The 14778-nt window shown below is 54.7% G+C and carries 9 protein-coding genes; 8 read left to right on the top strand and 1 reads right to left on the bottom strand.

Going from position 1 to position 14778, the window contains the following annotated elements; genetic code table 11:
- Window positions 1-9 precede the first annotated feature (9 nt).
- The 3 genes from WJU16_RS24665 to WJU16_RS24675 all read left to right on the top strand — a co-directional run bounded on the left by WJU16_RS24665 (window position 10) and on the right by WJU16_RS24675 (window position 4541).
- Window positions 10-1776 (top strand): RagB/SusD family nutrient uptake outer membrane protein, encoded by a 1767-nt coding sequence (locus WJU16_RS24665; protein ID WP_341836019.1) that lies wholly within the window; start codon window positions 10-12, stop codon window positions 1774-1776.
- A 100-nt stretch (window positions 1777-1876) separates the two neighbouring features.
- The gene (locus WJU16_RS24670) at window positions 1877-2245 is read left to right on the top strand and encodes a hypothetical protein (RefSeq protein ID WP_341836020.1); all 369 of its coding nucleotides are present in this window, start codon (window positions 1877-1879) and stop codon (window positions 2243-2245) included.
- A gap of 22 nt (window positions 2246-2267) precedes the next feature.
- The gene (locus WJU16_RS24675) at window positions 2268-4541 is read left to right on the top strand and encodes an excinuclease ABC subunit UvrA (RefSeq protein WP_341836021.1); all 2274 of its coding nucleotides are present in this window, start codon (window positions 2268-2270) and stop codon (window positions 4539-4541) included.
- 4 nt (window positions 4542-4545) lie between these two features.
- On the opposite strand, the gene WJU16_RS24680 is transcribed toward WJU16_RS24675, so the two are convergent.
- Window positions 4546-6177 (bottom strand): M1 family metallopeptidase, encoded by a 1632-nt coding sequence (locus WJU16_RS24680; protein ID WP_341836022.1) that lies wholly within the window; start codon window positions 6175-6177, stop codon window positions 4546-4548.
- A 120-nt stretch (window positions 6178-6297) separates the two neighbouring features.
- Here WJU16_RS24680 and WJU16_RS24685 point away from each other — a divergent pair, with 120 nt between their 5' ends.
- From WJU16_RS24685 to WJU16_RS24705, 5 genes are all read left to right on the top strand, one after another.
- Window positions 6298-7914, top strand: coding sequence for an ABC transporter substrate-binding protein (locus WJU16_RS24685; RefSeq protein ID WP_341836023.1), 1617 nt, complete (start codon window positions 6298-6300; stop codon window positions 7912-7914).
- Window positions 7915-8044: 130 nt separating this feature from the next.
- Window positions 8045-8827: an acyl-CoA desaturase gene (locus tag WJU16_RS24690; RefSeq protein ID WP_341836024.1), complete on the top strand. Its 783-nt coding sequence runs from the start codon at window positions 8045-8047 to the stop codon at window positions 8825-8827.
- A gap of 223 nt (window positions 8828-9050) precedes the next feature.
- On the top strand, window positions 9051-9683 hold the full coding sequence (locus WJU16_RS24695; RefSeq protein ID WP_341836025.1) for an RNA polymerase sigma-70 factor: 633 nt from the start codon (window positions 9051-9053) through the stop codon (window positions 9681-9683).
- A 519-nt stretch (window positions 9684-10202) separates the two neighbouring features.
- On the top strand, window positions 10203-11243 hold the full coding sequence (locus WJU16_RS24700) for a FecR domain-containing protein (protein ID WP_341836026.1): 1041 nt from the start codon (window positions 10203-10205) through the stop codon (window positions 11241-11243).
- Between the two features lie 36 nt (window positions 11244-11279).
- On the top strand, window positions 11280-14774 hold the full coding sequence (locus tag WJU16_RS24705; protein WP_341836027.1) for a TonB-dependent receptor: 3495 nt from the start codon (window positions 11280-11282) through the stop codon (window positions 14772-14774).
- Window positions 14775-14778 lie beyond the last annotated feature (4 nt).

Below are 14778 nucleotides of genomic sequence, written 5' to 3' on the forward strand. Positions count from 1 at the left end.
CGCATCATTATGAAAAAAGCAATAATAGCAATTACTCTACTGGCAGGCACTTTTGCTTCTTGCAAGAAAGTACTGACAATAGAAGACTACGATAGCTACAGCCCTGAAAAGGTTTGGAGCGATGAAAACCTGGCGAATGCATTCCTGACCAACATCTACCCGATGTTCGGAAACTGGAGCCCGGGCCTGGAACAGAAAAGCGATCAGATGGCCGGTATATTTTTCTTTCCCGACCGCGTCAACATCGTAAACGACGAATTCAAAAGCTGGAACTATAACCGTATCCGGTTATTGAACGAAGCAATCGTCGAAATGGGCAAAGGCCCGCTGAAACAGGAGATTAAGGACAAAATCATCGGACAGGCTCTTTTTATGCGTGCATATGCCTATTTTGATATGGTTGTGCACCATGGCGGCGTACCGTACATCACCGTTCCGCAGGACCGGTATGCAGATGATTTGTATACGCCCCGCAACAACACGAAAGAGTGCTTTGAACTCATCATAAAGGACATCGATCAGGCAATCTCCATGTTGCCCCCGAAAATTGCCACTTCCTCCGGGGATTATGGTCGGGTAGATGGCGCTTTCGCACTTGCTTTTAAAGGGAAAGTACTGCTGTACAAAGCATCCCCGCAGTTCAATCCAGCCAATCCCTGGGGTAATGCATATTGGGCCGAAGCCTATACCGCCAATAAAAAGGCGTATGACGACCTTAAAGCCCTCGGTTTCAAGCTGGTGGAAGATTACAGCAACATCGCACTGGTGGAGAAAGGTACGGAAGCGATCTTTTCAGTAGTGAATCAATACCCGAACAAAACGACCGAATGGGATAATGGGGTGCGTCCCGGCTCCGAAAGCCGTGGGCCGGCTTACGCGGTTCCCACCTGGGATTTCGTGAAGGCATTCCCCATGAAAGACGGGAAAAAATACAACGATCCCACCGGCGCATATTACCAGGGCAACGATTCCGCTTTCCTCCAGAATTACTGGAAGAACCGTGATCCCCGCTTCAACAAGTCGATTGTCTGGAACGGGAAACCCTATCCCGTTTCTGGTAAAACCGACAAAAGGCAATACACCGCATTGGGTGTTGCGCACGAGCTGGACGACTATGGCATCAACCCGAATGCAAATCTCAACTCTACCAACATCGACCGTTATACCGGGTTCTTTGTGTTGAAAAACAGCCTGCTTCGGCTCAGGCAAGCGGAAGTACAACAATACGATGTGGATTATGTACTGATGCGCTTTGCGGAAGTGATGCTGAATTATGCGGAAACCGCCAATGAAACCGGCCACATCGGAGAAGCGATGGATATCCTTCGCCAGATCCGCCAGCGCGCGGGTATCGAGCCCGGAGCCGATGGGAATTATGGAATCGTCGCCACTACCCGCGAGCAGATGCGCGAGGCTATTATCGATGAACGGAACATCGAGCTTTGCTTCGAAGGCCAGCGTTTCTGGGATCTCCGCCGCTTGCGTATGCTGGACCGGCTGAACAACCTCAAGAAATGGGGTGTGGAAGCGATCGCCATTAATCCCAACCGTACGGAAATGCCGATCAATGAAGCCCGTACCAAAGGGCTCGCCAATCAATTGACGGAAGAAAACTTCAAGTACAGTCTGCTCCAGGTTCCCCGGTCGGGCGTACAGGTAATGTCTGTACCGGAGACATACTATTTCTTCCCGATTAAAAAAGATGTGCTGGACCGAAATCCCAAGTTGCAGCAAAATATCAACTGGGGCGGCACCTTCGTGCCCACGCTCGATTGATGCTACTTCGGTATTTATAGGGAAAAGGCCGCACGATCCTCCGTGCGGCCTTTTCGTTATCCGGCGGATTCCGTAATTTTCCGGGCTAAAATCTGACCATATGAAATCTGCAATGATATTCGCCGCTTCGGCCATTTTGCTCGCCGCATCCTGCAACAACAGCAAACCCGCGCAGGAAGATCAGGCCGCGCAGGATTCCGCCGCGCAGAACGTAGTGGCGCCCGAAGCCCCCGCCAATAAAGACACCACCGTTACCGGCGTGGTCCTGGAAGTGCAACCAGGGAAAGACGGATACACCGCGTTGCTGAAAACCGACCAGGACGGCCGTTTCTTCGTGACGATTTCCCACGCCAACCTTACCGACCACGCCTCCTACAAATCCGCCAAAACCGGGGACACCCTCACCGTAAAAGGTGATTATTGGATCATGGAATCCTCCAACCGGATTACGGTACGGGAATTGAAGTGATTTTCCGCAAATAGCGGAAACCATGCGGAAAGACCATATCATCATCAAAGGCGCGCGGGAACATAACCTGAAAAATATCTCGCTGCGCATCCCCAAGAACAGGATCACCGTATTCACCGGCGTGTCCGGGTCCGGGAAATCGTCGCTGGTTTTCGATACCATCGCGGCGGAGTCGCAGCGCCAGCTCAATGAAACCTTTCCTTCTTTCATCCGCCACCGCTTGCCCCATTACGGCCAGCCGGAGGCGGATGAATTATCAAACCTGTCGCCGGCGGTGATTATCGACCAGAAGCCTATCGGCAGCAATGCACGGTCTACCGTAGGCACGGCCACGGATATATTCACCCTGCTGCGGTTGTTGTTTTCCCGGATAGGAGAGCCCTTCATCGGTTATTCAGATGTATTTTCCTTCAACCATCCCAACGGCATGTGCCCGGAATGCGATGGGCTGGGAAAAGTTGCTGTCCTGGATACGGACTTATTTTTCGATACCGCCAAATCCCTCAACGAAGGCGCGATCCTGTTTCCCACATTCGCCAAAGGCAGCTGGCGGTTCAGCCGTTATGCCTGTTCCAACCTCTTCGATCCGGATAAAAAACTGGAAGATTATTCGGAGGAAGAATGGCAGCTATTGTTGTATGCCGATGGATTGAAGCTGCCCGACCCGCTGCCTTGCTGGCCACCCTCGCAGAAATTTTACGAAGGGATCGTGCCCCGCTTCAAAAGAAGTTATCTCGCGAAAGATTCGAAGGAACTTGCCGGTAAACATAAAGCGGATTTCGAGAAAGTGCTCACACGCGGCGAATGCCCCGTCTGCAAAGGCTCGCGCCTGAACGAAAAAGTACGCTCCTGCCGGATCGGCGGTTACCATATCGCGGATTGCGCAGCCATGGAAATTCCTGCATTGGAGGCGTTCATCGGCACCATCACCGACGCGCGCGCCGTGACGATGGTAAAAGCCATCGAAGAACGGTTGCACCAGATGTCCGCCATCGGACTGCATTACCTGACGCTCGACCGCGACACCGGCAGCCTTTCGGGCGGCGAATCGCAACGGATCAAGATGGTACGCCATCTCGGCAGCAGTCTTTCCGATATGACCTATATCCTCGACGAGCCCAGTATCGGCCTGCATCCCCGCGATGTACATCAACTCAACCAATTGCTCTTCCAGCTGCGCGATAAAGGGAATACCGTGCTGGTGGTAGAGCACGACCCGGACGTGATCGCCATCGCCGACCACATCGTGGACATGGGCCCCGGCGCGGGAACGGCAGGAGGGAAGATCGTGTTCGAAGGACCGCTGGAGGAACTGAAAGCAGCCGGAACGCTTACCGGGCAATGTTGGAGCCGTAAGCGCACCTTCCGCCCCCGGAACCGCGTGGCGACGGGAAGCTTCGTCGTGAAAAACGCCCGGCTCCACAACCTGCAAAACGTAACGGTATCCATTCCCAAAGGCGTAATGACCGTTGTGACAGGCGTAGCCGGCTCCGGGAAAAGCAGCCTCATCAACGGCGTATTGCCCAAACAAGTGCCAGGTGCGGTGCGCATCAGCCAATCCGCGATCGCAGGCAGCAAACGATCGCATATGGCCACTTACACGGGCATCTTCGATGAAATCAGGCGCCTGTTCGCAAAGGCAAATAAGACAAGGGCCTCCCTGTTCAGCAGTAACTCGGAAGGCGGATGCAAAGTGTGCAGGGGCATCGGGGAAATTACACTGGACCTGGCCTTCATGGACCCCATCACCACCATTTGCGAAGAATGCGGCGGGAAAAGATATACGGCCGAAACATTGCGCTATCGTTACGAAGGAAAGAACATCTACGAAGCCCTCCATCAAACGGTCGACGAAGCCATACCGTTCTTCTCCGCGAGCGGCAATATTCACGGCATGCTGGAACGCCTGCGCAACGTAGGCCTGGGTTACCTCACGCTTGGGCAGCCCCTCAGCACTTTGTCGGGCGGCGAGCGCCAGCGCATCAAACTCGCCATGCGGCTGGATGCAACGGAAAACCAGTTGTTCATCATGGACGAGCCCACCACCGGATTGCATATGAGCGATGTGGACAGGCTCCTCGATATCTTCGCCCGCATCGTCGACAACGGCAACACCCTCGTTGTAGTCGAGCACAACCTCGACGTTATCGCCCAGGCGGATCATATCATCGACATGGGCCCGGGTGCAGGGCGAGAGGGCGGCACGGTGGTATTTACAGGAACGCCGGGCGATCTGGCAGACCACCCGGCGTCGCAAACCGGGAAATTCTTACGGAAATATCTCTCGCGGCGTTAACCGTTTACACTTTCTTCGGAACCACGTAGAAGTTCGGATCGATCCCGAATTTAGACGCGTTTTTCAGCGGCATCGTTTGCCACTCCGCCGTGGGCCGCAGCATAACGGGCTTGCCGGTTCCCGTGCTCACACGGATCGGCATGTCGAACCCTTTCACATCCGCTACCCATCTGTATTTCAGCTGTCCGCCGCTAATGCTGTACTCGAATACGGGCGGCTGTGTATGGCGCAGGTACTGATCGTATACCTTATCAAAATTAAACCCTGATTTTTTATTGATGAAATCCTCTACCTGCTGTGTGGTCACCGTCTGGTGCCAGAAGGTTTTGTTCAGCCCGCGCAGGATCTGGCGGAACTGTTCGTCGTTGTTGATAATCTGCCGGATGGTATGCACCATGTTCGCGCCTTTGTAATACATGTCGCCGGAACCTTCGGTATTGACGCCGTAGGGGCCGATGATGGGAACGTCGTTGGCGATATTTTTACGGATGCCCTGCAGATATGCATTCCCCGCTTCCTTGCCGTATCGGCACTCCGTAAAAAGCGTTTCGGAATAGTTGGTGAAGGATTCATGCACCCACATATCGGCGATGTCTTTAGTCGTGATATTGTTCCCGAACCATTCGTGGCCGGTTTCGTGGATGATGATGAAATCCCATTTTAATCCCCAGCCGGAACCGGAAAGGTCTTTTCCGCGGTAGCCCATTTTATACTGGTTGCCGTATGCCACGGCACTCTGGTGCTCCATGCCGAGGTGCGGCGTTTCCACAAGTTTGTAGGTATCGGTGTAGAAAGGGTAGGGGCCGAACCAGTGCTCGAAACATTGCATCATGGGCTTCACCACGCCGAAGTGTTTTTTGGCGGCGGCGAGGTGGTAATCCAGCACCCAGAAGTCGAGCGGCAGGTTGCCGGCTTCGCCTTTGTAAATATCGGAGAAATGCGCGTAGTGGCCGATGTTCAGCGCCACGTCGTAGTTGTTGATGGGATTGGAGACGAACCAGGTAAAGGTGCGCGTGGTATCCGCACCGTCTTTCACCGAACGCAGCCTGCCGTTGGAAACGTTGGTCAGGGCGCCGGGTACGGTTACCGCAATCTGCATGCTGTCGGGCTCTTCGGACTGATGGTCTTTATTCGGCCAGAACACGCTGGCACCCAGGCCCTGGCAGGCGCTGGCGATCCAGGGGCGGTGCAGGGAGTCGGTTTTCCAGACGATGCCGCCGTCCCAGGGCGCGTTCTTCGCTTCGCGGGGCTTGCCGCCGAAAGTGAGGACGATCTGTTTGATTTTTCCCCTGGGCTGATGGGCCGGCATATCGATGAAAAAGGCGTTGCCTTCGCGGGTAAATGTGAGTTCTTGCCCGTCCTGCACGGCTTTCCGCAGCTCCATGGGCTGCTGCAGGTCGATTTGCATCCGGTTGGGCGCGCCCGTAACCCGGTAATGAATCACGTTGGTGCCTTCGATGGATTTGGTGTCGGGGAAGATGCGCATCGAGAGGTCGTAGTACGTTACGTCCCACCAGGTGCGCTCCGGCCCCAGGGTGCCGCGCAGGGTATCCTGGCGGGTAAAGCGTTGATTGTGCTGGCTATAGGCGTTGCTTACGGTGAACAACGTCAGCAGAATGGGCAGCAGCCTCATCATACAGGTTAAGTTTAAACGGCAATATAATCCAGTTGGGGGAGACGGCAGGGGCTTTTTTTGACAGGCGGTTGCGCAGGCTTGCCTGGTCCCGGAATTCTGATTACCTTGATGGTCCTGTTTATGAAGTATTCCGTTTTCTTCCTGCTGATCCTGATATACGCCTGCGGCGAACGCCGCGGCGACGGGAAAATGGTGTTCCGCTACAACCAGGAAGGCGGCATCCCCACGCTGGACCCCGCCTTCGCCAAGAACCAGGCCATCATGTGGGCCGTGCGCCAGGTATTCAACACACTCGTCGAAACCGACAGCTCCCTCAACATTCGCCCCTCGCTCGCGAAAAGCTGGGAAGTTTCGGCCGACCGGAAGGAGTATGTTTTCCATCTCCGCACTGACGTCCATTTCCACGACCACGCTCTTTTCCCCGGCGGCAAAGGCAGGAAAATGACGGCGGAAGACGTTGCTTACAGTTTCCGCAGGCTCATCGACCCCGCCACGGCATCGTCGGGCGCCTGGGTCTTCAACGGCAAAGTAGATCCCGTGGCAGGTTTCACGGCGGTCGACGACAGCACCTTCCGACTCCGGTTACTACAGCCTTTCCAACCCGTGATGGGCATCCTCAGCATGCAATATTGCAGCGTGGTGCCGCGGGAGATCGTGGAGCACTTCGGCAAGGATTTCCGGAAGCACCCCATAGGCACGGGGCCCTTTCAGTTTTTCTATTGGGACGAAGGGCAGGGGCTGGTGCTGCATAAAAACCCCCGTTATCACGAAACCGATGAACACGGCACGCGACTGCCATACCTGGATGCGGTGCAGATCTCGTTTGTAGACAGCAAGGGAACCGAGTTTCTGCTGTTTCGGCAGGGACAACTCAGCTTCATCAACGAAATCGACGCCACGTTCAAAGACGAAGTGCTCACGCGGCAGGGTGAATTGAAAAAAGAGTGGGAGGGGAAGATCGTCATGATGAAAACGCCTTACCTCAGCACGGAATATTTCGGTATCGTGATGGATCCGGAGAAGCCCGGTGTGAAAAACAGTCCGCTGCACGACCTGCGCGTGCGGCGCGCGGTGAATTTCGGGATCGACCGGGTGAAGATGGTGACATACCTGCGGAACAATAAAGGGATCCCGGCCACGTCGGGTTTTGTGCCGGCGGGATTGCCGTCGTTCGATACGGCCGCGGTGCCGGGGTATCACTACGATCCGGCCAGGGCGCGGAAGTTGTTGGCGGAAGCGGGATATCCGGATGGGAAGGGGTTGCCGGGGATTACACTGGTGTCGATCCCTTTGTACGCGGACCTGGCCGATTACGCCGCGCGGCAGTTGCAGGAATTGGGGATTAAGGTACAGGTGGAAGTGATGCAACGGGGGCCGCTGATTGATCAGGTAGCGAAATCCGCCGTGCCTTTTTTCCGGGCCAGCTGGATCGCGGATTACCCGGATGCGGAAAGTTTCCTGGCGATGTTCTACAGTAAGAATCCCGCGCCGCCGAATTATACGCGGTATGATAATCCGGCGTTCGACCGGCTGTATGAGCGCGCATTGGAGGAAACGGACGATTCGGTACGGTATGGGTTGTACCAGGAGATGGACAGGATGGTGGTGGCGGATGCCCCGGTGGTGCCGTTGTTTTATGACATGGTGATGCGTTTCAAACAGCCTAACGTGTTGGGGCTCAGTAGCGATGGGTTGAATACCCTGGAGTTGAGAAGGGTACGGATCGTGGAAAATTGAGCAGTGAACATATCATATATTAATATATTCATTAAGAAGGGGTTAATTTTTTCGGGGGGCTTGATTATTAGGTTAGCCCGGATTAAAGGGTTACATTTGCGGTTCAACTTTCAACACTAAAATTGAGGCGATGACTGCGATATTGATCTTCTTCTTTTCACACTGGTTTTTATCACTTTTCTTCCATACATTTTTCCTTCACCGCTATGCATCTCACCAGATGTACGACACCAGCAAGGGCTGGGAGCGCGTGTTTTATTTCAGCACCTGGTTTTTCCAGGGTTCTTCTTACCTGATTCCCCGTGCGTATGGCGTGATGCACCGGATGCACCACGAATACAGCGATACGGAGCATGATCCGCACAGCCCGCACTTTTTCAAGGACGTTTGGCATATGATGATCCACACCCGTGAGATTTATGCAGCGTTTCTGTCCGGCAAAAAACTGCCTGACGCACAATTCACGAAAGATCCCCTGCCGGTTTGGGACAGCCTGGACAAGTTCGGTGACCACCGTGCTACCCGTCTGACCTGGATCGCTTTGTATATTGCATTTTATGTGATCTTCGCTGGTACTACCTGGTGGCTGTATCTGCTGTTGCCGATTCACTTCCTGATGGGCCCTATCCAGGGTGCGATCGTGAACTGGTGCGGTCACAAATACGGATACAGCAATTTCGACAACGGCGACCATTCCCGCAACTCGGAGCCCTGGGGTATCTTCCTGTTGGGTGAGCTGTTCCAGAACAACCACCACAAGCATAAGGACAGCGCCAACTTCGCCAAGAAATGGTTTGAGTTTGATCCTACTTACCCGGTGATGCGCGCAATGCACTTCCTGGGCATGATCAAGCTGCGCCAGACGGCTACTGCAAAGATCGCGGTACCGAAGAAGTCGCGCAAGGCGGCTTAATGGCGGGTTGAACAAAATATTCGAAGGCGGCGGAAGCAATTCCGCCGCCTTTTTTCATGCCCGGTTCCGCCGTCTAAAATTTTTTTCCTTCCTGTAAGGAATTTTCTAAAATTGCCGGTCCTTACATTAGAAAACGGTATTCCACGCCGTTCCGTTCAACCAAGACATTTTTTAACGTAGGTTTTTTACGAAGGTAAACAAGGGGGGACCCACAGCAGGGCTTATGCCGGACAGCAACAAGCACATACGGAGTTTGCAGGAAGAAATTGCACGTAACGACAGCGAACAGGCTTTTGCCGCACTGTTCAGATTGCTGTACGATCGGCTAATTCGATTTTGCATGCAGTACGTTTCTTCGCGGGAGGCCGCGGAAGAAGTGGTATCCGATGTATTCGTCAGGATATGGGAGCGGCGTGCGGGGTTGACGGAAGTAGGGAACCTGGAAGTGTACTTGTTTGTGTCGGTGCGGAACCAGGCTTATAATTACCAGGAGAAGTATTCATCGATGCGGATATCGCCGTTGGAGAACGGGGAGTGGGAGTTGACGGACGCGGGCGATCCCGGCCGGGATATGGAGTGGAAGGAAATGTCGGCGCGGCTCGACCGTGAGGTGAATCTCCTGCCGGATCAATGCCGGAAAGTGTTCCGCTTGATCAAGGAAGAAGGTTTCCGGTATAAAGAAGTGGCGCAAATCCTGAATATCTCGCCGCGGACAGTGGAAACGCAGCTTTTCCGCGCCATCCGCCGCCTGCAGGAGGCCGTGGGGCACTGGTTGCCGGACAGGCTCAGAAAGGGCGGAAAACTGCCGCCAACGGTGGGTTTATTGCTGCTGTTGCTGGATGGATGGACTTGGTAAGCCCCCGGCTGCGATTTGGCCGCGCGATGAACAGGAAACCCGCAACAAGCTGGTTTACCCGTATAAACTGGGGGTTTATGTATATCTGAAGGCCTTTTAATGGATGCCAACGTGATGGATAGTGTAGTGTAAGTTAATGGTATACAGTAGGTTAAGGTGGGTATTCTCCAGGGTAAACAAAGGGTAATACAGGCTGGGATATACTGTTGATATACTTTAAATATACAGTAACCCCTAAGTTACCCTATAGTATCCCACCAGGTAAGCAATCGGAAAAGTGCGGTATTGCTGGCAAAAAGCGTCCGTTCGGTGGTGATTGTGCAAGTTTATGGGTGAAGTGGATACAGGTGTAGCGTGCGGGAAAAGGGGAGGGCCGGCCGGTGTAACGCATTGCCGCGCCCGGAATGAAATGGATTGTCGATAGCATTGAAAATGTATATATGTATTTGACCTGCCGGAAGATAACGGCAATATCCGTAAGGAAATGACGGAATCATAAGCAGGTCCCTATCTCTGGTAATGATGATGAACGACGAAAGAATCACCCGGCTGCTGGCGGCCCGGCTGGCTGGCGAAGCTACCGAAGCGGAACTGCGCGAACTGGATTCGCTACTGGCGCAGGATGCATCGGTGCAGTCGCAGGCGCAGCTCCTCCAGCGCTATTTCAAAGATGCGCCGGTCCATAGCTCCGCCGGTACGGAGCAGGCCCTGGAGCGGACGCTCGCCCGCATCCGTGCCGGTGAATCCGCCCCGCTCAGCGAGTCTGGCCGTGGCAGGAGAGGAGCCTGGAAGTGGTGGTCCGCCGCCGCCGCAGCCATACTCCTGCTGCTGGGAGGCGCGTGGGCGCTGTGGAAACCAGCCGCGTTACACTCAGGCTACGCGGCGTTCAACCCTGAAAAGGATACAGTCCGCTGGCTGCACCGCCAAAACGCGAAAGCCATCCGCGCCGCACTTGAACTGGCGGACGGCAGCAAAATCTGGCTCAACGCAGATTCACGCCTGTCGTACCCCGAACAGTTCGGCCCCCATTCCCGCGAAGTGTTCCTGACCGGGGAAGCTTTCTTCCAGGTAAGCAGCGCTCCCGAGAAACCTTTCATCGTTCATCTGAGCAAAGGCACCATCCGCGTGCTCGGCACCTCGTTCAACGTCCGCGCATACGAAAACGAACCGGTCAAAACATCCGTCAGCACCGGGAAAGTCGCCTTCATCCCGAAATACACCGACGCCCGCATTCCCGACACCTTCTACATCACGCCAGACGAAAAAGTAACCTGGTATGATGAAGACGCCCGCCCGGAAAAAGCGGTTACATCCGGCGATGAAGACCGCGCCTGGACCGACGGCGGCCTTGTTTTCCGTGACGCCACGCTGGAAGATATATGCCGCGAGCTGGAAAGAACCTTCGGGAAAAAAGTACACTTCGATTCGGAAGAGCCCCGCCACTACCGCATGACCGGCGCCTTCCGCAACAACAGCCTCTCCGAGATCCTGTTCTACCTGTCAAAATCTAAAAATTTCCAATATACCATCACCGACAGCACCCTGCTGATCAGTGAATAAAGTACCCGTTCCATTTATCACAACACTTAAAACGTTATGAAAGTAAGACCGCTCTGCAAGCCGGGTCCCTTCCGTTCGTTGCTCCGCGCCGCCGTCTTCTGCACTGCCCTGCTGTGCATGCTCGACCTCCACGCGCAGGATGCATGGGCCGCCAACACCGCCCGCCAAACGATGGACCAGGCTCGGGACAATCCCCGCAAACAAACGGAGAAACGCCTCAGCATCCAGGTGCGCGACGAGAAACTATCGTCCGTCCTCGATCGCATCGAGCAGCAAACACCTTATGTTTTCGTATACTCCAACGACGAAATCAGCATTTCCCGCAAAATCACCCTCCAGGTCAAAGACCGCCAGCTCAGCGAAATCCTGGACATGCTCCTTTCCCCGCTCGATATCAGATACGAGCTGATCAATAACAAGATCATACTCAAACAGGGAAACGTAGCAGCCGTCGTGTTCGCGCAGCAGGCAAACGTCACCATTAAAGGCCGGGTGGTGGGCGAAAACGGCGAAGGGCTTCCCGGAGTAAATATCCGCCTCAAAGGCAAACCTGCTGTAGGCACCGTGTCGAACGAAAACGGCGATTTCAGTCTTCAGATCCCTTCCGAAGACGCAAACGGAACGCTCGTTTGCAGTTACATCGGCTATCTTTCATCCGAAGTGCCTATCGGCGGCCGCACCGATCTCACCGTTTTACTGCGTATCGATTCCAAAAATCTCGGTGAAGTGGTGGTCACGGCTTACGGCTCTCAGAAAAAGGGACAGGTAACAGCCGCCATCAGCACCATTTCCACCAAGGATATTGAAAGCCGACCTGTGACCAATATGTTCCAGGCGCTGCAGGGTACCGCGCCCAACCTCACGCTGCAACAGGCTACCGCCGAACCCGGCGCCGCGCTGGTACTCAATATCCGCGGCGTGGGATCGCTCACCGGCAATGCGCCCCTTATCATAATCGATGGGGTGATGACGCAGGGCGGCGGGTTGCAGAACCTCAATCCCTACGACGTGGAAAGCATTTCCGTGTTGAAAGACGCCGCGTCGTCCGCCATCTACGGATCGCAGGCCGCCAACGGCGTGATCTATATCACCACCAAGCGCGGCACCAAAGACCAGCGGCCTTCCGTTCACTACAACGGCATGTACGGCTGGCAAACGCCCACGGCGCTGCCCCGCCAGGTGGAAGGATGGGAGTATATGTCCCTCAAAAACGAAGCGCTGGTGAACTCCGGCAAAACACCGCAATACACGCCGCAACAGGTGGCGCATTGGAAAGAGCGCGGTTCGGAACCAGCTTACCTGCGGGAAATGATCCGCCGTTCCACCCCGCAGCAAAACCACAGCCTGAGCCTTTCCGGTGGCGGCCAATCCACCAGCTACCTGCTTAGCATGGGTTACGTGAACCAGGGGAACATGCTCGCCAACAAGTATGTGCCCGACGAGCTCAACCTCGGTTACCGCCGCTACAACGCCCGCGCCAACGTGAGCGTGGAAGTGAGCAAATATGTGCAGGTGAATGTGAACATGGCGTACACCAAATCCTGGTTCAACCGCCAGAATGCGGACATCGGCCTGCTGATGCGCGATGCGATGCGGACCCCGAGGATCTACCCGGTGAAAGACTCGCTGGGCAATTTCGTGGTTCCGGCGCTGAACAGCAACAACGTCATCGCCCAACTCGTGAACGCCGGTTATAACAACACCGAGCGCGACAACCTGCTGGGTGGTGTTGACGTTACCATCACGCCGCTCAAACATGTGAAGGTAAACCTGAACGCTTCCGGTAACTATACCATCAACAACCATTATTACCGGCAGAACAAATACAGCTACGCGCCGTATTATACTACAGCTAACCCGCCGATCAACAACCAGCAGTCCAACGCTTCTTACCGCGACCTCACCACCAACGTGTATGCAACGGTGGAATATGAGAACACTTTCGCGAAAGATCACTACGTGAAGGCGCAGGTAGGCGGCAGGAGTGATGCGCAGAACGAATATTACGGCCTGCGTGCCACCCGGTACGGGACCACCAATCTCGACAGCGACTGGAGCATCGGCGGCGGGTATATCCCCAAGCCCGACGGTACCCTCGATTACGCGACGATCGGCACGTACAACGAGCTGGTGAACCCGAACCTCTTCGCCCTGAATTCTCTTTTTGGCCGTGTGAACTACGTGTTCAAAGACCGCTACCTCGCAGAATTCACCTGGCGGTACGACGGTTCTTCCAAGCTCGCGCCCGGCCACCGCTGGCAAATGTTCCCCGCATTCTCGCTGGGCTGGCGCGTGACCGACGAGCCTTTCCTCGACAACCTCCGCGACATCGGCAACCTCAAACTCCGGTATTCCTGGGGTAAAGTGGGCAACTCCAACATCGGCGGTTTCAATTACCTGGCGCGCGTGTCCATCAACCCGAACAAATATCCCTTCAACAATACCGCCAACCCCGGCGCGGATTTCACGCCCTACAACGACCTGCTCGAATGGGAAACCTCCGCCATGGCCAACTATGGCGCCGACGTGGAACTGTTTGATAATAAAGTCGGAGTGTCTTTCGATTACTTCGACAAACGGACTTCCGGTATTTACCTGTTCGAAGTAGTACCCGGCACCACCGGCATCGGATCGAGCCTGCAGAATTCCGGCCAGGTGAGGAACCAGGGTTGGGAAGTGACGGTTTCCTGGCGCGCCAAAACAGGTGCGTTCAACCATAACCTGAGCGCCAACGTGTCCGACAACCTGAACAAGGTGACGAAGTTCGGGCAGGAGTCCATCCGCGGTTCCGACTTCAGCTACATTATCCGCGAAGGTTTTCCCATCGCTTCATACTTCGGGTACAAATCCAGCGGTCTGTACCAGAACCTGGACGATCTGAAGAACGCGCCCAAGGTGCCTTTCGCATTCAACCAGCAGGTGATGCCCGGTGATATCCGGTACATCGACCGGAACGAGGACGGTACAATCGATGCCGACGACCGTTTCGTATTCGGCAATCCTTTCCCGCGGTATACTTTCGGTTTCAATTACAACCTGACCTGGAAGAATTTCGATTTCACCATGTTCTGGCAGGGAGTGGGCAAGCGTTCGCAATATCTGCGCGGCGATATCGTGGAAGCCTTCCATAATAATGAAGACCACGCCATGGTGCAGCATCTCGACCGCTGGACGCCGAACAATCCCGGCGCTTCCTACCCGAGGCTCACTATCGGCACAGCGAACGCCAACAACTTCGCGTATTCTGATTACTGGATGTTCGATACAAAATACCTGCGGCTGAAGAACCTGCAGTTCGGTTATTCCCTGCCCAGATCCTTCACTGAGCGGGTGAAAATCCAGGGCGCGCGGATTTATGTGACAGGTCAGAACATGCTGACCCTCATGCCGAAGCGTTTCCGTGAGATCGGCGTAGACCCTGAGTTTACGCAATTCGACGATAAGATGGATTTCTTCAATTACAACGCCATCGCAGGACGTAACTATCCGAACGCAGCGACTTACGCTTTCGGGATCGACATCAAATTCTGATAAA

It is taken from the genome of Chitinophaga pollutisoli (assembly GCF_038396755.1).
GTDB lineage: Bacteria > Bacteroidota > Bacteroidia > Chitinophagales > Chitinophagaceae > Chitinophaga > Chitinophaga pollutisoli.